This window comes from Brachybacterium sp. J153, from assembly GCF_036311905.1.
GTDB lineage: Bacteria > Actinomycetota > Actinomycetes > Actinomycetales > Dermabacteraceae > Brachybacterium.
On record NZ_JAZDCH010000021.1, the window covers coordinates 1 to 21,752 of the forward strand.

The 21,752-nt window shown below is 72.6% G+C and carries 21 protein-coding genes and 1 pseudogene; 8 read left to right on the forward strand and 14 right to left on the reverse strand.

The window, feature by feature from the left end; genetic code table 11:
* Positions 1-44 precede the first annotated feature (44 nt).
* Both V1258_RS09990 and V1258_RS09995 read right to left on the reverse strand, forming a co-directional pair.
* Positions 45-674, reverse strand: coding sequence for a MarC family protein (locus V1258_RS09990; protein WP_329749515.1), 630 nt, complete (start codon positions 672-674; stop codon positions 45-47).
* Positions 656-1,555, reverse strand: coding sequence for a PHP domain-containing protein (locus tag V1258_RS09995; RefSeq protein ID WP_329749516.1), 900 nt, complete (start codon positions 1,553-1,555; stop codon positions 656-658). The genes V1258_RS09990 and V1258_RS09995 overlap by 19 nt, the downstream gene beginning before the upstream one ends.
* Before the next feature lie 37 nt (positions 1,556-1,592).
* Between V1258_RS09995 and V1258_RS10000 the strand changes: the two genes are divergently transcribed.
* Genes V1258_RS10000 through V1258_RS10015 form a run of 4 tightly spaced genes read left to right on the forward strand, consistent with a single transcriptional unit; the run spans position 1,593 to position 6,320 of the window.
* The gene (locus V1258_RS10000; protein ID WP_329749517.1) at positions 1,593-3,155 is read left to right on the forward strand and encodes an aminopeptidase P family protein; all 1,563 of its coding nucleotides are present in this window, start codon (positions 1,593-1,595) and stop codon (positions 3,153-3,155) included.
* Positions 3,152-4,483: a magnesium transporter MgtE N-terminal domain-containing protein gene (locus V1258_RS10005; RefSeq protein ID WP_329749518.1), complete on the forward strand. Its 1,332-nt coding sequence runs from the start codon at positions 3,152-3,154 to the stop codon at positions 4,481-4,483. The genes V1258_RS10000 and V1258_RS10005 overlap by 4 nt, the downstream gene beginning before the upstream one ends.
* On the forward strand, positions 4,483-5,175 hold the full coding sequence (locus tag V1258_RS10010) for a DUF1003 domain-containing protein (protein WP_329749519.1): 693 nt from the start codon (positions 4,483-4,485) through the stop codon (positions 5,173-5,175). Before V1258_RS10005 ends, V1258_RS10010 begins: the two co-directional genes overlap by 1 nt.
* The gene (locus V1258_RS10015) at positions 5,172-6,320 is read left to right on the forward strand and encodes an Mrp/NBP35 family ATP-binding protein (RefSeq protein ID WP_329749520.1); all 1,149 of its coding nucleotides are present in this window, start codon (positions 5,172-5,174) and stop codon (positions 6,318-6,320) included. Before V1258_RS10010 ends, V1258_RS10015 begins: the two co-directional genes overlap by 4 nt.
* 57 nt (positions 6,321-6,377) lie before the next feature.
* Here V1258_RS10015 and V1258_RS10020 read toward each other — a convergent pair whose 3' ends face one another.
* Positions 6,378-6,794 (reverse strand): twin-arginine translocase TatA/TatE family subunit, encoded by a 417-nt coding sequence (locus V1258_RS10020; RefSeq protein ID WP_329749521.1) that lies wholly within the window; start codon positions 6,792-6,794, stop codon positions 6,378-6,380.
* 122 nt (positions 6,795-6,916) lie between these two features.
* Between V1258_RS10020 and V1258_RS10025 the strand changes: the two genes are divergently transcribed.
* The gene (locus tag V1258_RS10025) at positions 6,917-7,570 is read left to right on the forward strand and encodes an O-methyltransferase (RefSeq protein ID WP_329749522.1); all 654 of its coding nucleotides are present in this window, start codon (positions 6,917-6,919) and stop codon (positions 7,568-7,570) included.
* A 305-nt stretch (positions 7,571-7,875) separates the two neighbouring features.
* Here the strand turns inward: V1258_RS10025 and V1258_RS10030 are convergent, their stop codons facing one another.
* The 5 genes from V1258_RS10030 to V1258_RS10050 all read right to left on the reverse strand — a co-directional run bounded on the left by V1258_RS10030 (position 7,876) and on the right by V1258_RS10050 (position 12,050).
* Positions 7,876-8,046 carry a DUF3117 domain-containing protein gene (locus V1258_RS10030; protein WP_329744843.1) on the reverse strand — a complete coding sequence of 57 codons (171 nt, stop codon included), beginning with the start codon at positions 8,044-8,046 and terminating at the stop codon, positions 7,876-7,878.
* Between the two features lie 77 nt (positions 8,047-8,123).
* The gene (locus V1258_RS10035; protein ID WP_329749523.1) at positions 8,124-8,285 is read right to left on the reverse strand and encodes a hypothetical protein; all 162 of its coding nucleotides are present in this window, start codon (positions 8,283-8,285) and stop codon (positions 8,124-8,126) included.
* On the reverse strand, positions 8,282-9,070 hold the full coding sequence (locus tag V1258_RS10040; protein WP_329749524.1) for a TIGR00730 family Rossman fold protein: 789 nt from the start codon (positions 9,068-9,070) through the stop codon (positions 8,282-8,284). Before V1258_RS10040 ends, V1258_RS10035 begins: the two co-directional genes overlap by 4 nt.
* Positions 9,067-10,197, reverse strand: a complete 1,131-nt coding sequence (gene dapE / locus V1258_RS10045; protein WP_329749525.1) for a succinyl-diaminopimelate desuccinylase — start codon at positions 10,195-10,197, stop codon at positions 9,067-9,069. Before dapE ends, V1258_RS10040 begins: the two co-directional genes overlap by 4 nt.
* An 83-nt stretch (positions 10,198-10,280) precedes the next feature.
* Positions 10,281-12,050, reverse strand: a complete 1,770-nt coding sequence (locus V1258_RS10050; RefSeq protein ID WP_329749526.1) for an FAD/NAD(P)-binding protein — start codon at positions 12,048-12,050, stop codon at positions 10,281-10,283.
* A gap of 81 nt (positions 12,051-12,131) precedes the next feature.
* Between V1258_RS10050 and V1258_RS10055 the strand changes: the two genes are divergently transcribed.
* The 3 genes from V1258_RS10055 (at position 12,132) to V1258_RS10065 (ending at position 15,133) form a co-directional block, all read left to right on the forward strand.
* Positions 12,132-13,046 (forward strand): hypothetical protein, encoded by a 915-nt coding sequence (locus tag V1258_RS10055; RefSeq protein WP_329749527.1) that lies wholly within the window; start codon positions 12,132-12,134, stop codon positions 13,044-13,046.
* A gap of 124 nt (positions 13,047-13,170) precedes the next feature.
* The gene (gene dapD / locus V1258_RS10060; protein ID WP_329749528.1) at positions 13,171-14,163 is read left to right on the forward strand and encodes a 2,3,4,5-tetrahydropyridine-2,6-dicarboxylate N-succinyltransferase; all 993 of its coding nucleotides are present in this window, start codon (positions 13,171-13,173) and stop codon (positions 14,161-14,163) included.
* Positions 14,164-14,257: 94 nt separating this feature from the next.
* Complete coding sequence (locus V1258_RS10065; RefSeq protein WP_442878613.1) at positions 14,258-15,133, forward strand: hypothetical protein; 876 nt, start codon at positions 14,258-14,260, stop codon at positions 15,131-15,133.
* Between the two features lie 32 nt (positions 15,134-15,165).
* On the opposite strand, the gene pflA is transcribed toward V1258_RS10065, so the two are convergent.
* The 6 genes and pseudogenes from pflA to fdxA form a co-directional block, all read right to left on the reverse strand.
* Positions 15,166-16,023, reverse strand: coding sequence for a pyruvate formate-lyase-activating protein (gene pflA / locus V1258_RS10070; RefSeq protein WP_329744835.1), 858 nt, complete (start codon positions 16,021-16,023; stop codon positions 15,166-15,168).
* A gap of 7 nt (positions 16,024-16,030) precedes the next feature.
* Positions 16,031-16,213, reverse strand: a pseudogene (locus V1258_RS10075) (glycine radical domain-containing protein); the annotation flags it as partial.
* 145 nt (positions 16,214-16,358) lie between these two features.
* Entirely contained in the window at positions 16,359-18,473 is a 2,115-nt protein-coding gene (locus tag V1258_RS10080) for a pyruvate formate lyase family protein (protein WP_329749530.1), read from the reverse strand.
* A 288-nt stretch (positions 18,474-18,761) separates the two neighbouring features.
* Positions 18,762-20,159, reverse strand: a complete 1,398-nt coding sequence (locus V1258_RS10085) for a citrate synthase (protein WP_329749531.1) — start codon at positions 20,157-20,159, stop codon at positions 18,762-18,764.
* 29 nt (positions 20,160-20,188) lie between these two features.
* A complete protein-coding gene (gene dapC / locus V1258_RS10090) occupies positions 20,189-21,361 on the reverse strand; it encodes a succinyldiaminopimelate transaminase (protein WP_329749532.1) in 1,173 nt (390 codons plus the stop codon).
* 11 nt (positions 21,362-21,372) lie between these two features.
* Complete coding sequence (gene fdxA / locus V1258_RS10095; protein WP_329744830.1) at positions 21,373-21,690, reverse strand: ferredoxin; 318 nt, start codon at positions 21,688-21,690, stop codon at positions 21,373-21,375.
* Positions 21,691-21,752 lie beyond the last annotated feature (62 nt).

The following is a 21,752-nucleotide window of genomic DNA, read 5'->3' on the forward strand; positions in this document are numbered from 1 at the left end:
CCGGGCCCTCGCTCGTCGGCGGGTGTCGTACCCTGCCCGATCGTTCAGCCGGGGACGACGCCCCAGCCGATGAGGAACGAGTGGATGGCGTCGAAGATCATCTGCGTCGAGATCGCGGCCAGCAGCACGCCCGCGATCCGGGTGACGAGGGTGACGCCGCCCTTGCCGAGCAGCCGCGCGATGATGCCGGAGAAGCGCATCACCGAGTACATGACCACGGCCATGAGCACGAGCGCGATCACGAGCGCCGCGATGCGGTCGGAGCGGCCGCCGGTCTGGTCGACGAAGAGCATCATCGCCACGATCGCGCCGGGACCGCCGAGCAGCGGCGTCCCCAGCGGCACGAGGGCGACGTTGACCCCGTCGCTCGCGGCCATCTCCCCCTCCTTGCCGGCCAGCAGCTGCAGCGCGATGATCAGCAGCAGGAGACCGCCGGAGAACTGCAGCGCCGGCAGCGAGATGTGCATGTAGTCGAGGATGAAGCGGCCGAACAGCGCGAAGGTGCTGATGATCAGCATCGCGACGCCCACGGCGACCAGGGCGGCACGGGACCGCTGCTTCGCGGTCATGCTGCCGGTCAGCGACAGGAAGATCGGGATCGTCCCCGGAGGGTCGATGATGACGAAGAGGGTGACGAAGACTCCCGCGAGGAAGCTCAGGTCGACCAGGTCCATGGACGGATGACCTCGGTGCTGCTCGTGGCGCGACGGATGATCGCGGCCAGGACGTCCGGCTGCGTGAGGTTCTCTCCGAGCCGGTTGGGTTTGCCCGCGCCATGGTAATCGCTGCCGCCGGTCACGAGGAGCCCATGAGACCGGGCGAACTCCCGCAGTCGCCGCCGCTCCGGCTCGTCCTGCTCCCGGTGATCGACCTCGATGCCCGCGAGCCCGGCGCCGATCATGTCCTCCAGCACCGACGCGGGCACCTCGGCGTCCCTTGTCCCCGACGCGGGATGCGCCGCGATCGCGACCCCGCCCGCCTCGCGGATGGCCCACACAGCGGTCGCCGGGGAGGGTGCGTAGTAGGGCACGTAGTAGGGGCCGCTCGGATGGAGGATCTCGCGGAACGCCGCGGAGCGGTCCGGGAGCACGCCGTGGGCGACGAGGGCGTCGGCGATGTGGGGGCGACCGATCACCGTGTCCCCGTCGGCCGCCTGCGCGCGGACGTCTTCCCAGGCGATGGGGTGGTCGCGGCCGATCAGCTCGACCATCCGCTGCGCCCGCTCGACGCGGCTGCGGCGGGCGCGGGCCATCTCGTGCGCGAGCTCGGTGTCCGGCGAGGGGTCGACGAGCAGGGCGAGCACGTGCACGCTGAGCCCCTGGTGCTCGGCGGAGACCTCGATCCCGGGCACCACCGAGACGCCGCTCGCCGCGCTGGCCGCCGGGATCTCGCCCCAGCACCCGACGGTGTCGTGATCGGTCACCGCGATCGTCCCCAGACCCGCCTCCGCGGCCCGCGCGAGCAGCTCGGCGACGGTGCAGGTGCCGTCGGACCAGGAGGTGTGGGTGTGCAGGTCGATGCGCTCCGCGTCCTCGAGGGCTGACCTGTCTCTCATGCACCCAGCGTAGTGGGCCGCGTGAGACGATCGGGGGATGGACACCTCGACCCCGCAGGACACCCCGACCCCGCAGGACCCCTCGACCCCGGAGGCCTCCGGGAGCGCGGCCAAGGACCTCTCCTCCCGCGGTGACTCGCGCTCGCAGCGCCCCACCAACGAGGCGTTCCGCGAGTTCATCGCCTCCGGGTGGGACGAGACGGTCCCCGCGGCGGAGCCGCTGCCCGCGTCGGCGCACACCCCGGCACGTCGCGATGCGCTCGTGCGCCGCCTGCCGGCGACCCGCCTGGTGCTCCCCGCCGGGGTGCTGAAGGTGCGCTCGAACGACACCGACTACCCCTTCCGCCCCGACACCGCCTTCGCCTACTACAGCGGCCTCGGCACCGATGAGGAGCCCGACAGCGTGCTCGTGGTCGAGCCCTCGCCGGAGGATCCGGACACCGCCCGGGCGACCTACTTCTTCCGCCCCCGCGCGGGCTTCGACTCGAGCGAGTTCTACGCGGACTCCCGCTACGGGGAGATGTGGGTGGGACGCCGCCTCACCGTCGAGGAGGCCTCCGGTCGTCTCGGCGTCGAGGTGCGCCACATCGACGAGCTGCGCGATCACCTCGCGAAAGACGTCGGCGCCCAGCTCTCCCTCGCGGCGATGCCCGGTGTCGACGCGGCCGTCGAGGCGATGGTCGAGGAGATCCGCACCCAGAACGGACTGCCCGGCGGGGACGAGGCGCAGACCGAGCACGCCGCGCTGAAGGAGGCCGCGAGCGAGCAGCGGCTGGTCAAGGACGCCTACGAGATCGAGCAGATGCGGGCCGCCGTCGACGCCACGATCCGCGGCTTCGAGCAGGTCGTCGCGCATCTCCCCGAGGCCGTCGCGCATGCGCGCGGCGAGCGGGTCATCGAGGGCGTCTTCGCCCGCACCGCGCGCGCCGACGGCAACGGCGTCGGCTACGACACCATCGCCGCCGCGGGCGACCACGCCTGCACCCTGCACTGGATCCGCAACGACGGCCAGGTGCGCCCGGAGGACCTGGTCCTGGTCGATGCCGGCGTCGAGGTCGACTCGCTGTACACGGCCGACGTCACCCGCACCCTCCCGGTCTCCGGCACCTTCTCCCCCGCCCAGCGGAAGGTCTACGAGGCGGTGCTCGAGGCGGCCGACGCCGTCTTCGCCGTCGCCCGACCCGGCCTGCGGTTCCGCGACCTGCACGCGACCGCGATGGAGGTCGTGGCCCGCCACCTCGAGGAGTGGGGCCTGCTGCCAGGCACCGCCGCGGAGTCCCTCGCCCCCGAGGGCCAGTGGCACCGCCGCTGGATGGTGCACGGCACGAGCCACCACCTGGGCATGGACGTGCACGACTGCGCGCAGGCGCGGCGGGAGATGTACCTCGACGCGGAGCTCACCGAGGGCATGGTCTTCACCATCGAACCGGGCCTCTACTTCAAGGAGAACGACCTGCTCGTGCCCGAGGAGCTGCGCGGCATCGGCGTGCGCATCGAGGACGACGTGCTGGTGACCGCCGACGGAGTGGAGAACCTCTCGGCCGCGGCGCCCCGCCGCGCTGACGACGTGGAGGCCTGGATGGCTACCCTGGGCAGGTGAGCACCACCCAGACGCCGCGCTTCTACGCCGCCCGCCTCGCCGGCACCTCCGTCTTCGACCCGATCGGGGACGCGGTGGCGACCGTGCGCGACGTCGTCGTGGTGCCCCAGGACCGGGCCCCGGCGCGCGCGGTGGGATTCGTCGTCGAGGTCGCGGCCAAGCGCCGCGTGTTCCTCCCCATCACCCGTGTCACCTCCATCTCCCCCGGACAGGTGATCTCGACCGGGGTGCTCAACGTGCGCCGCTTCGAGAAGCGCGCCGGCGAGCTGCTCGTGATCGGCGACCTGCTGGACCGCGTGGTGTCGCTGACCGACGGCTCCGGGGAGGCGACCGTGCTCGACGTCGCGCTCGAGCAGAACCGGCATCGCGACTGGGAGGTCTCGCGCCTGCACGTCCGCCGCCGCGCCAAGGGCGGGTCCCTCTCGCGCCTGGTCAGCCGCGGCGCGACGCTCACGGTGGATCCCGAGGAGGTCACGGGGCTCTACGGCACGCAGGCCGAGCAGTCCGCGCATCTGCTCGCCGCGTCCTACCAGGAGCTGAACCCGGCGGATCTCGGCGAGATCATCCAGGAGCTGGATGCGAAACGGCGCATCGAGCTCGCGGCGGAGCTGTCCGACGAGCGCCTCGCCGACGTGCTCGAGGAGCTGCCGGAGGACATCCGCGTCGAGGTCGTCACCGGGCTGGACGCGACCCGTGCCGCCGACGTGCTCGACGTGATGGACCCCGACGACGCCGCGGACCTCGTCCAGGAGCTGCCGGAGCAGGTCGCCTCGGAGCTGCTGGACCTGATGGAGCCCGAGGAGGCGGAGGACGTCCGCCGCCTGCTGGCGTACGACGAGTACACCGCGGGCGGCATGATGACCACGGAGCCGCTGGTCGTCGCCCCCGAGACGCCCGTCGCGACGTGCCTGGCGATGATCAGCCGCGAGCAGCTGCACGCCGCGCTCGCCTCGACGGTGCACGTGTGCCGCTCCCCGCTCGAGACGCCGACGGGGAAGCTGCTGGGCATCGTCCACTTCCAGCAGCTGCTGCGCGAGCGACCCGACCGCGCGGTCGGCGACCTGCTCGACGCGGACAAGGTCGCGGTCGCCCCCTCCGCCCACCTCTCCGAGGTCACGCGCGAGATGGCGACCTACAACCTGGTCTCGATCCCCGTGATCGACGACGACGGGCGCCTGCTCGGCGCGGTGACGGTCGACGACGTGCTCGACCACGTCCTGCCCGAGGACTGGCGCGAGGAAGACGAGCCGCGCCCCATCACCGGGCAGATCGACCTGTCCGAGATCGCGCGGGCCACCTCTCGTGACAGCCGGGAGGGGGAGGGATGATGGCCGAGCACTCCTCGGGGAACCTCGACGACCCGGCGCCCCGCAACCGCCGTCTGCTGCCGCGCAATCCCCTCTCCGGGGACGCCTTCGGTCGCGGGGCGGAGGCCTTCGCCCGCGCGATGGGCACCCCCGCCTTCCTCGTCGCGATGACGGTCTTCTGCGCCGTCTGGCTCACCTGGAACTCGCTCGCGCCGGAGTCGGCGCAGTTCGATCCGCGGGCGCTGAACTTCACCCTGCTCACGCTGATCCTGTCCCTGCAGGCCTCCTACGCCGCACCGCTGCTGCTGCTCGCACAGAACCGCCAGGACGACCGCGACCGCGTGCAGGTCGAGCAGGACCGGCAGTCCAACGAGCGCAATCACGCCACCACCGACTTCATCACCCGTGAGATCGCGGGCCTGCGCCTGGCCCTGAACGACGTCGCCACGCGCGACTTCGTGCGCGGCGAGCTGCGGGATCTGCTCGAGGAGCTCGAGCCCGAGGAGAAGCCCGGCGCCCGCAGCGGCGCCTCCGGCCGGGGTGCCGCGGCGGACCGCGAGAACACGCAGACGCCCGCCCTCGCCGCGCCCGACCTGGAACTGCTGCGCGCCATGGTGCGCGAGGAGCTCGCCGCCGCGCTCGCGAGCGGCGGCCCCGCCGTCGGCCCCGACCCCACCCCGACCCCCGCCCCCGAGGAGCCCGAGACCCGATGACCAGCACGGAGCACGCGGACGTCGACCCCCGGGTCGCGCAGATCCACGAGGCGCTCACCGGGGTGATCGACCCCGAGATCCACAGGCCCATCACCGAGCTGGGCATGGTCGACGAGGTGACGGTCGATGCCGAAGGCGTCGCGCGCGTCGAGGTGCTCGTGACCATCGAGGGCTGCCCCATGCGGGACCGCATCGAGCGGGACACCGCCGAGGCCACCGCGACCGTTCCCGGGCTGACCCGCGTCGAGGTCTCCACCTCGGCGATGACCGAGGAACAGCGACGCGCCCTGACCGAGAGGCTGCGCCAGGGCCGACGCCAGATCCCCTTCAACCAGCCCGGGAACCTCACCCGCATCTACGCCGTCTCCTCCGGCAAGGGCGGTGTCGGGAAGTCGACGGTGACCGCGAACCTCGCGGCGGCGATGGCCGCCGACGGTCTGCGCGTCGGCGTCATCGACGCCGACATCCACGGCTTCTCGATGCCGGGGATGTTCGGGATCACCGAGCAGCCGACGAAGGTCTCCGACCTGCTGATGCCGCCGCAGGCCCATGGCGTCGCGGTGATGAGCATCGGCATGTTCGTGCCGGAGGGTCAGGCCGTCGTCTGGCGCGGACCGAAGATGCACCGGGCGATCGAGCAGTTCGCCTCCGATGTCTTCTGGGGCGATCTCGACGTGCTGCTGCTGGACCTGCCGCCCGGCACGGGCGATGTCGCGATCTCGGTCGCGCAGCTGCTGCCCGGGGCGAAGATGCTGGTGGTGACCACCCCGCAGCATTCCGCGGCCTCGGTCGCCGAGCGCGTCGGCTCCCTCGCCACCTCGACCGAGCAGGAGGTCGCCGGCGTCGTGGAGAACATGGCCGGACTCGCCCTGCCCGACGGCAGCGTGATGGAGGTCTTCGGTACGGGCGGCGGGGACCGGGTCGCCGCGACCCTCGCCGGTGCCGTGAAGCATCCCGTGCAGGTGCTGGGGCGGATCCCGCTCGAGCCCGCCCTCCGCGAGGGCGCGGACCAGGGCGTGCCGCTCGTGGTCTCGGATCCGGACTCCCCTGCGGCGACCGCGTTGCGGGAGGTCGCCCGCTCGCTCACCCGGGCACCGCGCGGACTGGGCGGGATGAAGCTGCCGCTGTCGGTCACCCGGAGCTGACGGTCCCGGCGGACGGACCCGACGGACGGTCCCTGGAGACCGGCGTCGTCGGCCGGCTCAGGTGGCCTCGGGATCGAAGGGGGCGCGCTTGGGCCCCTCGTCCTTCTTCTTGCCCTTCGTGGAGCTCTTGGACCGGGAGGCGGCCGCGCCCGCGGCGGCACCGCCGGCGGCGACGCTGAGCGCCTCCTTGCTGGGCACGATGTCCTCGAGGGAGGTATCGCCCCAGGCCTCGCGGATGATGCGGCGGGGATCGTACTGGCGCGGGTCGTACTTGCGCAGGTCGTCGATGGCGATGCCCATCTCGTCCTCGACCGTGGCGCGGGAGTCGTCGACCCAGCGACGGGCCTGGCGGACCCAGGAGACGAGCTGCCGTGTGACCTCGGGGAGCCGTTGCGGACCCACGAAGAGCAGGAACACGATCAGCAGGATGACGAGCTCCCACCCGCCCAGTCCCATGAATCCTGTGCCGCCCATGCTCCACCTGTTGATCGGGTCCGACGATTAGCGGTGCCATTATTGCACCGGGAGCAGTAGGCCGGTCCCAGGCTCTGTCGTACAGTTGGCCGGTCAGGAGCAGCGACGGAGAGGGAGCGCGGATGTCGTCCGGAAAGGTGGCCAGCTGGGCCCATGGCGAGGAGTTCCTCGACGAGGCGTCCCTGTTCGCCGACGACGGCGTGCTCGCCCGGGCGCGCGACCGCGGCAACGAGCTGGGCGCGGCCCCCGTCCTGCCCGGGGCCGGCGCGCTGATGCGCATGCTGGCCGCCGCGGTGCAGGCCCGCACCGCCGTGGAGATCGGCACCGGCAGCGGCGTCGGCTCGCTCTACCTGCTCTCCGGGATGCATCCCGACGGGGTGCTCACCACCATCGATCCCGAGGTCGAGAACCAGCGCGCCGCCCGGGAGGCCTTCTCCGAGGCCCGGGTGCGCACTCCCCGCGTGCGCACGATCGCGGGGCAGCCCCGCGAGGTGGTGGGCCGGCTGACCGACCACGCCTACGACCTGGTGTGCTTCCCCGCCCAGGCCCCGCATTCCCTGGATCTGCTGCAGCATGCGCGTCGGCTGCTGCGCCCTGGCGGCGTGCTCGTCGTGCCGCACGCCCTCTTCCACGACCGGGTCGCGGATCCGGCGGCCCGCGACACCTCGACGCGCGCGGTCCGCGAGCTGCTCCGCGCCGTCTCGGAGTGCGAGGACCTGGTCAGCGTGCTGACCAGCAGCGGCGACGGCGTGCTCGCCGCCGTGCTCCGCCCCTGAGGGCCCTCTCCCCCGCCCTCGCGCCCGTCGCGTCCGTCGCGCCCCTCTCCCCTCGCGGCCCCGAGGTCGCCATCCCCTCGCGCCTCCGGTTAGCCCCACAGACTTGGGTTTATTCGGCGCCGATAAGCCCAAGTCTGTGGGGTTTCCCGTGGCCGGGCGGGAGTTGAGGGCCGGTGCGGGTTCCCCGGCGGCCGGGCGGGAGTTGGGCACCTCCCTCGCCGGGCCCGCCGCACACCCCACCCCGACACAGCAGCGGGGCCTCGCACCGTGCGGTGCGAGGCCCCGAGAGCGGCTGATGCCGTGGATCAGGCCTTGATGACGCCGCCGAGGGCGTCACGCAGCTCCTCGGCCTCCGCTGCCGAGATCTCGACGACCAGACGGCCGCCCCCCTCGAGCGGGACGCGCATGATGATGCTGCGACCTTCCTCGACGACCTCGAGCGGACCGTCTCCGGTGCGCGGCTTCATAGCGGCCATGGCGTGCCTCCTTGATGTGTCGCTGCCCCGAGGTGCTCCCCCGGACGGGGCCTCGGACAGCGCGGGTACGGTGTCCATTATCTCAGGTCCTCGGACCTGCTGGAGCGCCGTGCCCGGTGACGCCTCCGCGGGAGCTCGATCCCGCCCCCGATCCGGCCCAGCGCGACCAGCACCAGGACCACGCCGACGACCACTGCGACGAGCAGCAGCAGGAGCACCATCGGGCTCGCGGCGGTCACCGCTGCGCCGCCTCCCGCAGCACCGCGAGGGCTTCCTCCGCGGTGTCCACCACGCGCAGCAGGTCGATGTCCTCGGGGTTGATGGTGGCCTCGTCCAGCACGGCGCTGCGCAGCCAGTCGAGCAGCCCCTGCCAGTAGGCGCGGCCGACGAGCACCACGGGGAACATCTCGACCTTGTGGGTCTGCATGAGGCACAGGGCCTCGAAGAGCTCGTCGAAGGTGCCGTAACCGCCGGGCATGACGACGAAGCCGCTGGAGTACTTCACGAACATGGTCTTGCGGGCGAAGAAGTAGCGGAAGTCGACGCCGAGGTCGACGTACTGGTTCATCCCCTGCTCGTGCGGCAGCTCGATGCCGAGGCCGACGGAGACGCCGCCCGCTTCCTTGGCGCCGCGGTTCCCGGCCTCCATGATGCCGGGGCCGCCACCGGTGATCACCGCGTAGCCCATCTCCACGATGCCGGCGGCGATCTCCCGGGCCAGCTCGTAATGCGGGTGCCCGGCGGGGAGACGCGCGGAGCCGAAGATGGACACGGCCGGGCCCAGCTCGGCGAGAGCCCCGAAGCCCTCGACGAACTCGGACTGGATGCGCAGCACCCGCCAGGGGTCGGAGTGGACCCAGTCGCCGGGGCCGTCCTCCTCGAGCAGGCGCTGGTCGGTGGTGCGGGTGGGGCGCTGGGCCCCGCGCAGGGTGACCGGCCCCTTGCGATGCTCGCGGTCGCGCAGCGCGGCGCTGTCCGGGGTCGGGGCGGCGCTGTCGGGGGTCGAGGACGTCGGGGTGCTCATGCATCGAGCGTAGTCGCCGGGGCCGACGGTGCGAGGAACCTCCGCAATCCCGCGAGGGCCGCCTCGAGGTCCGCGACCGGGACGTGCTCGTCGTCGGTGTGGGCGAGCAGCGGGTCCCCGGGGCCGAAGTTGACCGCGGGCGTGCCGAGGGCGGCGAAGCGGGAGACGTCGGTCCAGCCCTGCTTCGCAGCGACCGGGACGTCCGCGCCGAGGGCGGCGAGGAAGGCGCGGGCCGGGGCGGTGTCGAGACCGGGCAGGGCGCCGGGCGCGGCGTCGGTCACCTCGATGTCGAGGTCGAGGCCGGCCAGGACCTCGCGCACGTGCGCCTCGGCCTGCTCGACGGAGGTGTCCGGGGCGAAGCGGTAGTTCAGGGTGGCGCTCGCCCGGTCCGGGATGACGTTCCCGGCGATGCCGCCGCTGATCGCGACGGCGTTCAGGCACTCGCGGTACTCGAGCCCGTCGATCACGGCGCGGCGCGCCTCGTAGGCGGCGAGCCGCTCGAGGACGGGAGCGAGATGGTGGATGGCGTTGTCCCCCACCCAGTCCCGGGCGGAGTGGGCGGCGATGCCGCGCGCCGTGACCTCGAGCTTCATGGTGCCCTTGCAGCCGCCCTCGACGCCGGCGGAGGTCGGCTCGCCGAGGATCGCGAAGTCGGCCTCGAGCAGCTTGGGCCGCTCGGCCGCGAGGCGGGTGAGGGAGTTGTCGGCCGCGGCGACCTCCTCGTGGTCGTAGAAGATCCAGGTGAGGTCCATGGGGGCGGCGTCGGCCTCGACGGCCAGGGCCAGCAGCACGGCGACCCCGCCCTTCATGTCGCAGCTGCCGCGCCCCCACAGCTCCTCGCGGCCCTCCCGCACCCGGCGACGGGAGGGGAGGTTGCCGGCGAGGGGGACGGTGTCGAGGTGCCCGGCGAGCAGCACGCGCTGCGGGAGTCCGCGGTCGGTGCGGGCGATCACGGTGTCGCCGTCGCGGAGCACCTCGAGGTGCGGGGCGCGATGGAGGAGCGTCTGCTCGATCGCGTCGGCGAGGGCGCGCTCGTTCCCGGAGACCGACTCGATGTCGACGATCGCGGCGGTGAGATCCGCGATCGGGGCGGTGGGGTCCAGGGCGGGGGCGTCGCTCGTGCTCATGGCGGCCATGGTGCCACGGCCGACGGGCGCCGCGGCGGCGGGCAGGTGCCGCTCACGTCGGGCTCCCTCCCGCACCCGACCGCTCACTCCGCGGTCCAGGCACCTCCGGCCCGGGCGAGGCGCAGCGCGACCGCCTCGGCGTGGCGCAGCAGCTGGGCGGAGGTCCCCGGCTCGGCGGTGATCGCGGATCCGGGCTGCGCGGTGGAGACGGGCACGCCCACCATGAGGCGCCGTTCGTAGACGGTGCCGTCGGTGCCGACGGGGGTGTACAGGCCGTCGACGGCGATCGAGCCGGTGAGCATACGGGTGCGGCTGCCGCGGGACGCCCAGGAGTCCTTCTGCGCCTCGCCCCGCTCGCGCCAGGCGCCGAGCAGGGGGCTGCGGTAGGCGGGGAGGTCCACGGGCGGCAGGTGCGCCTCGAGCACGCCGTCGCAGAGCAGGCTCGCACCCTCCGCGCCGCGCACGGCGTAGCGTCCCGCGGCCTCGTCGATGTCGAGGTGCATCCGCGGGCCGACGAAGCGCACCAGCCCCGCCTCCTCGAGGGCGAGCACCTGGCGGGCGCGGAGCACGGGCGGTCCCGAGGCCCAGGAGGCGAAGGCGTTGCGGAGGTGGCCGTCGATGTCGCGGCGCACCGACTCGGTCGTATAGGCACCGAGGTCGATCAGCCGATTGACCTGCACGCGCATCGCGATCAGCACGCGATACACGAGCACCCACGCGGGGTCCGGGGCGGTTGCGGCGCGCAGCGCCTCCCGCAGCACGTCGCGGGTACGGCGGTGCGCGTCCTCGACGGCCCGGGCGTCCCCGCCGCGCCGACCGAAGGGGAACAGCAGCGGCAGCAGCGCCCCGTCGCGGGCGAGCTCGGCGAAACCAGCCGCGGCGAGCGCGCGGCGCAGCTCGGCGAGGATCAGCGGCATGACCTCCCGTTCGTGGTCCACGCCGGCGGGGCGCACCGCGAGCTCGAGCACCCGCTCGGGGGTGAGGACCTCGGGCGTGTAGGGGGCCGGCAGCTCGCTGCCGAGGTCGGGCTTCGGGCGGTAGACCATCCCCGAGCGGGAGCCGACCACGAGCAGCGGCTCGCCGCCGCCGGGCAGGTAACGGAGGCCCGAGGGAGCCTCGTCGTCCGGCACGAAACGGCCACCCGCCACGGAGGTGAGCATGCCGATCGCGTCGTAGAAGTTCAGCCCCATCCCCTGCACCGCGACGGCCTCACGACCGAGCATCGCCGCGTAGTCGACCTCGAGCGGGTTGGCGGGGCCGAGGTGGAGCAGGCCGTGCCGCTCGGCGGCGTCGGCGAGCTGCTGGGAGCGGGGGCCGAGGGCGGTGGCGAGGTGCCCGAGGGCGAGGGCGACCGCGTCGACGCGCAGCACCCTCCCGTCATCGAGTCGCACCCGCTGGGGACCGTCGGCGGGTCCGGTGACGTCGACCGCCTCGGCGGCGTGCGGGACGATCCGCAGCCGCTGCGGGTCGGCATCGGCGATCGCGCGCTCGAGGACGGCGGCGAGGTAGCGCCCGTGGGCGGCGCGCGAGGCGAAGTCGGTGGGGGCGTATCCCTCGGCGGCGAGATGGTCGGCGAGGGTGTCCCGGTGCGCGGCGGGGAGCTGCGGATGACAGCTCGCATCGGGGTAGAGCGTGGTCTGGCAGGTGGTGGTGTTCATGAGCAGCACCTCGGGCTGGTCATGACGCCACACCGCTCCCCCGCGCCCCACGAGCGGATCGATCACGTGGACGGTGAGCGGCCCCTGCCAGGACCCGGTGCGGGAGGCGGCGACGAGCCGTTCGACGATCGCCGTGCCGCGGGGACCGGCGCCGACGACGGCGAGGGTGCGCAGGGGCTCGGAGCGATCGGTCATCCTCCCAGTATGCGATGCCCTGTGCGGTGGTCCGACTCGTGTCGGGCACCGTCGGCCGACGGGTTCTGGGACCATGGACGCATGTCGACCGCGCCGCCGCCCCGCCATCTGCCCCGTGCCGTCTCCTCGGAGATGCCGCGGCTGATGGGCGGCCGTCAGCTCGCGCGGATCCGGGCGATCGCCGAGTCGACGCCGCTGCCGGAGGAGCGGGCGCTGGCCGATGCCGCCGTGCTCACGGCCTGGCTGACCCCGGCGCAGCGCGCCCGCTACGCCCGCTCCCTGCGCAGCGGACCGGGGCCCGAGGAGTTCGCGGAGCGCCTGGCCGATGAGCGTCGGGTCGCGCTCGAGGAGGACCACGAGGCGCTGGTCGAGGAGCTGGAGTCGGCCGCCGCGGCGCAGCGTGCCGCGCGGCAGACCCCCTGGCGGGTCCTCGAAGGTCTGCTCCTGCTCACGGCGCTCGGCCTCCTCGCCACCGTCGCCGTCCTCGATGCGTGGCCCCGCGACCGGGCGTCGGCGCTCACCCTCTCCGCGTACCCGGAGGAGCTGGCGTGGCTCGTCGGCGGGGCGGCGCTGTCGCTGCTGGTGGCCGCGGTCGTCGGGTCGGTGGCGACCCGCCGCCGGGACCGGGCGCTGCTGGACTGGGCCGTGGACCGTCCGGGCCAGCTGGGCCGCGGCCTGCCGATGGCGATCGGGCCGCAGCGCGAATCGGCCGGCCCGGCGATCCTGCGTGCCCTGGGCCCCGCGCTGCTGCTCGCGGCCGGGGTGCTGGCCCTCGTCGCCGGGGCGGCGGTGCTGCTGATCGCGCTGCTCGCCGTCGGCGAGAGCGACCTGCTGACCTCCTCCCTCGCCGCTCTCGTCGGCGGAGCGGTGCTCATCGCCGCCGCGGCGCTGTGGAGCCATCTGAACGGCCGACGGCTCGAGCGGGTCGTGCGCCGGGCCCGCGCGATCGAGTGGGTCGGCTCCGCGACCTCGGGCGGGGCGACGCCGGCGGTGTGAGCGGCGCGGCGGTGCCGACCTCCGGCAGGTCGCGGTGCAAGGCGTCCCCGGCCCTCGTGTGTCCTTCGCCCCGCCCGTCGGACTCCCCCGGCTCCTTCTCGGGACCGCTCCGTAGACTCGCCCCATGACTTCTTCGACGACGGACACCTCCGCCCCGACGACCGCTCCCGCCACCCACGCGTGGGGCATCGGCCTGGCCACGCTGGCCGCCGACGGCTCGACCCTGGACGCCTGGTACCCGGCTCCGGAGCTCGGCGAGGCGCCCGCGGATCCCGCGGCCCACCCCCTCCACGCGCAGCTCGCCGCCGCCGCGACCCAGGACGAGGTGCGCGCCACCGCCCAGGAGGTCGTGGTCCGCGCGATCGACCTCACCGCCGCCCCGGCCGATGCGGCCGACGCCTATCTGCGCCTGCACCTGCTCTCCCACCGGCTCGTGCAGCCCAACGCCCAGAACCTCGACGGCCTGTTCGGAGCGCTCACCAACGTGGTGTGGACCTCCGAGGGTCCCTGCGCGGTGACCGGCTTCGAGGAGACCCGCCTGCGCCTGATCGCGGCGGGCCGCACCCCGACGGTGTTCTCGGTCGACAAGTTCCCGCGCATGGTCGATTACGTGCTGCCCGCCGGTGTGCGCATCGGCGACGCGGACCGCGTGCGCCTGGGCGCCCACCTCGCCGAGGGCACCACGGTGATGCACGAGGGCTTCGTGAACTTCAACGCCGGCACCCTCGGCACCTCGATGATCGAGGGCCGCATCTCCCAGGGCGTCATCGTCGAGGACGGCTCCGACGTGGGCGGCGGCGCCTCCACGATGGGCACTCTCTCCGGCGGCGGCACCGAGCGGGTCCGCATCGGCCGCCGCTCGCTGATCGGCGCGGAGGCCGGGATCGGCATCGCCCTCGGCGACGACTGCGTGGTCGAGGCGGGGCTGTACGTCACCGCCGGCACCAAGGTCACGGTGGTCGGCGAGGCCGGCGTCGAGCCGCACGTGGTCAAGGCCCGTGAGCTCTCCGGCGTGCCGAACCTGCTCTTCCGCCGCAACTCGCTGACCGGTGCGGTCGAGGTCGTCGCCCGGGCAGGGCAGACCGTCGCCCTCAACGAGGCGCTGCACGCCAACTGACAGTTCCCGCCCGCACCACCCGAAGGGATCCGAGGTGACGCATCGCGCCCGCCCCGCGCGCTCCGCGACGCGTCACCTCGCGATCCCCCTGGTGATGGTGCTGCTGCTGGGCGGGATCGCCGGCGGCTCCTATCTCGCGCTCGAGCGCTACGGCTCCCCCGCCCACGCCGGGACCTGCGTCGCCACCGGCCTCGGGACCAGCCACCGCTACACCACCGACCGCGTCGCGAACGCCGCGCTGATCAGCGCGATCGCCGTGGACCGGGGCATGCCGCCGCGCGCGGCGTCGATCGCGCTCGCGACGGCCTATCAGGAGTCGCGCCTGCAGAACATCGACCACGGCGACCGCGATTCGCTGGGGCTGTTCCAGCAGCGGCCCTCGCAGGGGTGGGGCACGGAGGAGGAGATCATGGATCCGATCTACTCCGCCAACGCCTTCTACGACGCGCTCGAGCAGGTCGAGGGCTACGCGCAGGGCGACATCAACGACGTGGCCCAGGAGGTGCAGCGCAGCGGCTTCCCGGAGGCGTACCGGGACCACGAGACCGAGGGGCGGCTGTACGCCTCCGCGCTCACCGGGCAGTCCGGGGCGAACCTGGTCTGCTCCCTCGAGGATGTCGGGGCGACCGTCTCCCCCGAGCAGGTCCGTGCCGAGATCGCCCGCCAGTTCCCGCGCCTCACCGAGGCGGGCCGGATCACGACGGCTCTCGCGGGCGCGGCCGAGTCGGCGCCGCAGGTGCCCGGCGGGGCGGGGGCCACCGCGCTGGTGATCGACGTCGGCGGCGACGAGACGCTCGGCTGGGCGCTCGCGAACTGGGCCGTGGCCCGCGCGGCCGACGACGCCGTGGTGCAGGTCAGCTATCAGGGTCGGGTCTGGGATCGCGCGGTGCGGGGCGAACAGGCTGCGCGCTGGGCGGACGCCGACGGCGGCGACAGCGAGCGAGTGGTGGTGCTGGTCGCCGGCGGCTGAGGCGTCCGGAGCAGTCCGGGGCGCCCCCGGGCTCAGAAGACCGTGAGCCCACGGTCGCGGAACTGCTCGCGGACCCGCTCGACCACCTCGGCGGACGGCGGGGCGACATCCCGGAGCCGGTACTCCATGCCGAGGCTGTCCCACTTGTCCTGGCCCATGTTGTGGAAGGGCAGCACCTCGACGCGGTCCACGACCGCGGACCAGCGCTCGACGATGTCCGCGACCCGCTCGACGTTCTCGACGTCGTCGGTCCATCCGGGGACGACCACGAAGCGGATCCACACCCGGGCGGTGCCGCGGGCGGCGAGCCGGTCCCCGAAGTCGATCGTCGGCTGCAGGGAGCGGCCGGTCAGCGCCCGGTACGCCTCCTCGCTGCCGGACTTGACGTCCAGCAGCACCAGGTCGACGTCCTCGAGCATCGCGTCGGAGGCGGCGGCGCCGAGATAGCCGGAGGTGTCGATCGCGGTGTGCACCCCCATCTCGCGGGCCGCGTGCAGCACCCGCGCCGCGGCGGCGGGCTGCATCAGCACCTCCCCGCCGGAGAGGGTGATCCCCCCGCCGGTGGAGCGGAACACGGGCCGGTAGCGGCGGACCTTGCGGATCAGCTCGGAGACCTCGACCTCCTCGCCGCGGCGCCGCTCCATGGTGTCGGGGTTGTGGCAGTAGACGCAGCGCAGCGGGCAGCCGGCGAAGAACACCGTCAGCCGGGTACCGGGGCCGTCGACGGCGGTGACCAGCTCCCAGGAGTGGACCGAGGCGACCTCTCCCGCGCGGATCGCCCGGAGGCGCTCGGCGCGGTCGAGGTCCGCGGCGGCCACCCCGTCGAGCCCGGCCCCGTGGCGACGGGGCACGGTCGGGGCGGGCACCGCGGGGAGAGCGATGTCGGTCATGGCGGGGTCAGGCCCCCTGGTGGAAGGTGCGGTCCAGGACGTCGAGCTGCTGCTCGCGGGTGAGCTTCACGAAGTTCACCGCGTAGCCGGAGACGCGGACGGTCAGGTTCGGGTAGTTCTCCGGGTGCTCCATCGCGTCGATCAGCGTGTCCTTGTTGAGCACGTTGATGTTGGCGTGGAACAGGCCGGACTCGGCGTTGTTCCGGGCGCGGTTCGCGCGCATGGACGCCAGGCGGCTGTCGAAGGTGGGGGTGCTCATCGGTGTCTCCTCGGGGTGTGCGGGGTGGTGGGTGCGGTCGGCCGACGGGGAGGTCCCGTCGGTCCGGGTGGATCCGTCAGTCCTGGTCGATGAGGAAGCCGGCGTCGAGGATGCCGACGAGGTTGGCGACCTGCTCATCCTTGGTGCGGCCGAGCCCCTGCGGGGTGATGGTGTTGGTCAGCGAGATGCCGTCGAGGGCGTCCTGGTAGTCGAGCTTGCCGACCGACAGCATCGAGGCGACCATCCCGTGGGTGTCGGCGCCGTTCTCCGGGTTCGCCCCCGGGGAGAAGGGCGTCCCCGCCCGGTGCCCCGAGGGGAAGGACCCGGTGGCCTTCCCGTAGACGACGTTCGAGGTGATCGTCAGCACCGACTGCGTGGGGATCGCGTCGCGGTACATCGGGATCGCGCTGATCTTCTGCATCACGGTGTGCACGATCGTCGCCGCGATGTCGTCGGCGCGGTCGTCGTCGTTGCCGTAACGGGGGAACTCGCCCTCGGTCACGTAGTCGACGATCAGTCCGGTCTCGTCCCGCACCGGGGTGACCTGCGCGTAGCGGATCGCGGAGAGGGAGTCCGCGACGATCGACAGGCCCGCGATGCCGCAGCCCATGGTGCGCACGATCTCGCTGTCGTGCAGCGCCATCTCGATCGCCTCGTAGGCGTAGCGGTCGTGGCTGTAGTGGATGATGTTCAGCGCCTCGACGTAGGTGCCGACCACCCAGTCGAGCATCTCCTCGTAGCGCTGCCACACCTCGTCGAAGTCCAGCGGTCCCTCGCCCGTGATCGGGGTGTGCAGCCCGGGCTCGGTGATCTGCTTGCCGGAGACCTCGTCGCGGCCGCCGTTCAGGGCGTACAGCAGGGCCTTGCCGGCGTTGACGCGGGCACCGAAGAACTGCATCTGCTTGCCGACCCGCATCGGGGAGACGCAGCAGGCGATCGCGGCGTCGTCACCCCAGCGCTCGCGGATCTGCGCGTCGGACTCGTACTGGATCGAGGAGGTCTCGATGGAGATCGCGGAGCAGAACTCCTTGTACCCCTCGGGCAGGGCAGGGTCCCAGAAGATGGTGATGTTGGGCTCCGGGGCAGGGCCGAGGTTGCGCAGGGTCTGCAGCAGCCGGAACGAGGTCTTCGTGACCAGCGGTCGACCGTCCTCGGCGAATCCGGCGTCGGACCAGGTCGCCCAGTAGGGGTCGCCGGAGAAGATCTGGTCGTAGTCGATGGTGCGCAGGAAGCGGACGATGCGCAGCTTGATCACGAGCGCGTCGATGATCTCCTGCGCCGCGGACTCGGTGAGGGTGCCCGCTACGAGATCCCGCTGGAAGTACACGTCGAGGAAGCCGGAGAGGCGACCGATGGACATCGCGGCGCCGTCCTGGCTCTTCACCGAGGCGAGGTACGCCATGTAGGTCCACTGCACGGCCTCCTGGGCGGTCGCCGCGGGGCGACGCAGGTCCAGACCGTAGATCTCGCCGAGGCGGATCAGCTTCTGCAACGCCTTGATCTGCTCGGAGTGCTCCTCGCGGTAGCGGGCCCAGTGCTCGGAGAAGCCCTGGTCCGCGACGGCGTCCTTCGCGGTCTTCTTCTCCGCGATCAGGGCGTCCGCGCCGTAGAGGGCGAGGCGGCGGTAGTCGCCGATGATGCGGCCGCGGCCGTAGGCGTCCGGCAGGCCGGTGATGATGTGGCTCGAGCGGGCGGCGCGGATCCGCGGGGTGTAGATGTCGAAGACGCCGTCGTTGTGGGTCTTGCGGTGCTTGGTGAAGATCTCCCGGATCCGCGGATCGGGTTCCTTGCCCGCCTCCCGGATCGCGGTCTCGACCATGCGCCAGCCGCCGCTGGGCATCATGGCGCGCTTCAGCGGCACGTCGGTCTGCAGGCCGACGATCACGTCGTCGTCCTCGCTGATGTACCCGGCGGGGAAGGCGTCGATGTCCGCGGGGGTCTCGGTGTCGACGTCGTAGACGCGGCGCCGCCGCTCCTCCGAGAGATAGGTCCGCTCGAGGTGGTCCCAGAGCCGGAGGGTCTTCTCGGTGGGGCCGGCGAGGAAGGAGGCATCGCCCTCGTAGGGCGCGTAGTTGCGCAGGATGAAGTCGCGCACGTCGATGCCGTCCTGCCACGGGCCGGGGGTGAATCCCGCCCAGGCATCACCTCCGGCGGCCTCGGCGGCGACGCGATCGGTGGTGGCTGACGTCATGGCGATCCTCCTCGGGAGCGGGAGGGCCGGTCGGGACGATGCCCTCCGCGATGTCTCCACCGTAGGCCCGCGGGAGGGTCTCGCCCCGGGCAGTTGGTCCCGCGGAGGACCTGCGGCGATGTCGCGCCCGTCACGTCCTCGCAGGACATGCGACGGGCCCGGTGGGGGTCCGGTGGGGGGGGGTGGGGGGGCCGTGGGGTTGAAGGAGCAGGGGTCCAGGGGGAGGACACGAGACGGCCACGTCGCAGCCCAGGTCGGAAAGGACACCGGGCCCGTGGGTTCAGCGGATCAGTGGTCCAGGCGACGCTCGCGCGCGAGCTTCTCCTGGTACGCGCGGCGCTCGGCCTCGACCTCGGAGGCGAGCTGCTCGAGACGCAGCTCGGTGGTGCCGGTGCGGGACTCCATCGGCACGTAGTCGCGCTCGGACTCGCCGATGTAGATCTGGCGGGGGCGCCCGATCTTCGTCTCGGGATCGTGGATCATCTCCTGCCACTGCGCGATCCAGCCGGGCAGGCGGCCGATCGCGAACAGGACCGTGAACATGTGGGTGGGGAACCCAATGGCCTTGTAGATGATGCCGGTGTAGAAATCGACGTTCGGGTAGAGCTTGCGCTCGACGAAGTAGTCGTCCTTCAGCGCGATCTCCTCGAGCTTCATCGCCAGCTCAAGGCGCTCGTCATGGACCCCGAGCCGCTCGAGGACGTCGTCGGCGATCTTCTTGACGAACTTCGCACGCGGGTCGTAGTTCTTGTAGACCCGGTGGCCGAAGCCCATCAGACGGATGCCGTCCTCCTTGTTCTTCACCTTCTCCATGAAGTCGCGGGGGTCCATGCCCTCGTCGCGGATGGTGTTCAGCATCTCCATCACGGCGGCGTTCGCACCGCCGTGGGCGGGGCCGGAGAGGGCGCCGATGCCGGCGGAGATCGAGGTGAACAGGTTCGCCTGCGCGGAGCCGACCAGGCGCACCGCCGAGGTGGAGCAGTTCTGCTCGTGATCGGCGTGGAGGATCAGCAGCTGCTCCATGGCCCGCACCACGACCGGATCCGCGATGTACTCCTCGACGGGGAAGCCGAAAGTCAGGCGCAGGAAGTTCTCGATCAGGGAGAGCCGGTTGTCCGGGTAGAGGAGGGCGTGGCCCTGCGCGATGCGGTGCGCGTAGGCGGCCATGGTGGGCACCTTGGCGAGCAGCCGCACGGAGGACAGGCGAAGCTGCTCCTCGTCGAAGGGGTTCAGCGAGTCCTGGTAGAAGGTCGACAGGCCCGAAACGCCAGCCTGCAGTACCGCCATCGGGTGGGCATCGCGGGGGAAGCCGTCGAACATGCGCCGGAAGCGCTCGTCGAGCAGGGTGCGCCGCTCGACCTGGGCCACGAAGTTCTCCAGCTGGCCCTGCGTGGGCAGCTCGCCGTGGATCAGGAGGTAGGACACCTCGAGGAAGGTCGAGCTCTCGGCCAGCTGCTCGATCGGGTAGCCGCGGTAGCGCAGGATCCCCTCATCGCCGTCGATGTAGGTGATCGCCGACTTGGCGTTGGCGGTGTTCATGAAACCGGGGTCGTAGGTCACGTTCCCGGTCTCCTTGCGCAGCGGGCCAATCCCGACGCCGGAGTTGCCCTCCACCGACGGGACGACCGGCAGGTCCAGGGACTTCTCCCCGAGGGTGAGGCGGGCGGTCGACGTGGGCTGATCCATGGGCTCTCCGTTGTGCGTGGTCGGATCGTTCAGAGGCGCGCGAGGCGCTGTGCGGCGGCGGCGATGCGCTCGTCGGTGGCGGTGAGGGCGATGCGGACGAAGGTCCCTCCCCCCTCACCATAGAACATGCCGGGGGCGACCAGCACACCGGCCGAGGCGAGGCGTTCGACGCTCGCCATCGACTCCTCGCCGAAGGTCGTCCACAGGTACAGACCGGCCTGGGAGCCGTGGATCCGGCCCCCCGCCGCCTCGACCGCGGGGGCGAGGAGGGCGCGGCGGGCGCGGTAGACCTCGTGCTGGGCGGCGGCGGCCGCGTCATCGCCGAGAGCGGCGGTCATCGCGATCTGCATCGGTCCGGGCAGCATCATCCCGGCCTGCTTACGCACCGCGACGAGCTCGCCGACGAGAGCGGGATCACCCGCGACGAAGGCGGCCCGGTAGCCGGCGAGATTGGACTGCTTGGACAGCGAGTACACGCAGAGCAGCCCGTCGAGGGAGCCGCCGTTGACCCGCGGATCGAGCACCGAGGGCACCTCGTCGACGGTCCAGGGCAGCAGGGCGTAGCACTCGTCAGAGGCGACGATGATCCCGCGCTCCCGCGCCCAGGCGACCACCGCGGCGAGCTGCGCGGCCGAGAGCACCTCTCCCGTCGGGTTCGAGGGGCTGTTCAGCCAGAGCAGACGGATCCGGTCGACGGCCGCGGCATCCGGCAGCGCCGCATCGCCGTGCGCGGCGAGGGCGGCCACGTCCACGGGCAGCGGCTCGGCGCCGACGAACCGGGCACCCATGTCGTAGGTGGGATAGGCGATGTGCGGGAAGGCCACCGCATCGCCCGCCCCGAGACCGAGCTGGAAGGGCAGGTGCGCGACCAGCTCCTTGGAGCCGACGGTGGGCAGCACCGCGTCGGCGGTGAGGTCCTCCCCCGCCCCACGGCGGCGGCGCAGGAAGTCGACGAGCGCCGCGCGCAGTGCGGGGGTGCCGATGGTCTGCGGGTAGCCGGGGCTGTCCGCGGCGGCCGCGAGCGCGGCCTGCACGGAGGCCGGGGTCGGGTCGACGGGGGTGCCGACCGAGAGGTCCACGAGGCCCTCCGGATGGGCGGCGGCCCGCTGCTTCGCACCGGTGAGGGCGTCCCAGGGGAAGGCGGGCAGGCGTCCGGCGAGCGACCGCCGGGCGGCTCCGGCGGGGCGGGTCTCCTCGGTCATGGCGGCTCGGCTCAGTTCTGCGGCGGCAGCGCCGCGATGAGGGGGTGGTCCTTGTCGATGACGCCCATCTTGGCCGCGCCGCCGGGGGCGCCGAGGTCGTCGAAGAAGTGGACGTTCGCGTCGTAGTACTCGGCCCACTGGTCGGGGACGTCGTCCTCGTAGTAGATCGCTTCGACCGGGCACACCGGCTCGCAGGCGCCGCAGTCCACGCACTCGTCGGGCTGGATGTACAGCGACCGGGTGCCCTCGTAGATGCAGTCCACCGGGCACTCGTCCACGCAGGCGCGATCCTTCACGTCCACGCAGGGCAGGGCGATCACATAGGTCATGGGGCGGCGTCCTTCCGGTCTCGAGCCGGGTCCATTCTGTCATTCCCCCGCCTCGCGACCCC

Coding starts and splice junctions, on each gene's coding strand:
- V1258_RS10030 (WP_329744843.1), bottom strand. CDS start 8,046: ATGGCCGCTATGAAGCCGCGCACCGGAGACGGTCCGCTCGAGGTCGTC.
- V1258_RS10000 (WP_329749517.1), top strand. CDS start 1,593: ATGGACACCTCGACCCCGCAGGACACCCCGACCCCGCAGGACCCCTCG.
- V1258_RS10065 (WP_442878613.1), top strand. CDS start 14,258: ATGGTGCTGCTGCTGGGCGGGATCGCCGGCGGCTCCTATCTCGCGCTC.
- V1258_RS10020 (WP_329749521.1), bottom strand. CDS start 6,794: ATGGGCGGCACAGGATTCATGGGACTGGGCGGGTGGGAGCTCGTCATC.
- V1258_RS10040 (WP_329749524.1), bottom strand. CDS start 9,070: ATGAGCACCCCGACGTCCTCGACCCCCGACAGCGCCGCCCCGACCCCG.
- V1258_RS10025 (WP_329749522.1), top strand. CDS start 6,917: ATGTCGTCCGGAAAGGTGGCCAGCTGGGCCCATGGCGAGGAGTTCCTC.
- V1258_RS09995 (WP_329749516.1), bottom strand. CDS start 1,555: ATGAGAGACAGGTCAGCCCTCGAGGACGCGGAGCGCATCGACCTGCAC.
- V1258_RS10010 (WP_329749519.1), top strand. CDS start 4,483: ATGGCCGAGCACTCCTCGGGGAACCTCGACGACCCGGCGCCCCGCAAC.
- V1258_RS10015 (WP_329749520.1), top strand. CDS start 5,172: ATGACCAGCACGGAGCACGCGGACGTCGACCCCCGGGTCGCGCAGATC.
- fdxA (WP_329744830.1), bottom strand. CDS start 21,690: ATGACCTATGTGATCGCCCTGCCCTGCGTGGACGTGAAGGATCGCGCC.
- pflA (WP_329744835.1), bottom strand. CDS start 16,023: ATGACCGACATCGCTCTCCCCGCGGTGCCCGCCCCGACCGTGCCCCGT.
- V1258_RS10080 (WP_329749530.1), bottom strand. CDS start 18,473: ATGACGTCAGCCACCACCGATCGCGTCGCCGCCGAGGCCGCCGGAGGT.
- dapC (WP_329749532.1), bottom strand. CDS start 21,361: ATGACCGAGGAGACCCGCCCCGCCGGAGCCGCCCGGCGGTCGCTCGCC.
- V1258_RS10050 (WP_329749526.1), bottom strand. CDS start 12,050: ATGACCGATCGCTCCGAGCCCCTGCGCACCCTCGCCGTCGTCGGCGCC.
- V1258_RS10085 (WP_329749531.1), bottom strand. CDS start 20,159: ATGGATCAGCCCACGTCGACCGCCCGCCTCACCCTCGGGGAGAAGTCC.
- V1258_RS10055 (WP_329749527.1), top strand. CDS start 12,132: ATGTCGACCGCGCCGCCGCCCCGCCATCTGCCCCGTGCCGTCTCCTCG.
- dapE (WP_329749525.1), bottom strand. CDS start 10,197: ATGAGCACGAGCGACGCCCCCGCCCTGGACCCCACCGCCCCGATCGCG.
- V1258_RS09990 (WP_329749515.1), bottom strand. CDS start 674: ATGGACCTGGTCGACCTGAGCTTCCTCGCGGGAGTCTTCGTCACCCTC.
- dapD (WP_329749528.1), top strand. CDS start 13,171: ATGACTTCTTCGACGACGGACACCTCCGCCCCGACGACCGCTCCCGCC.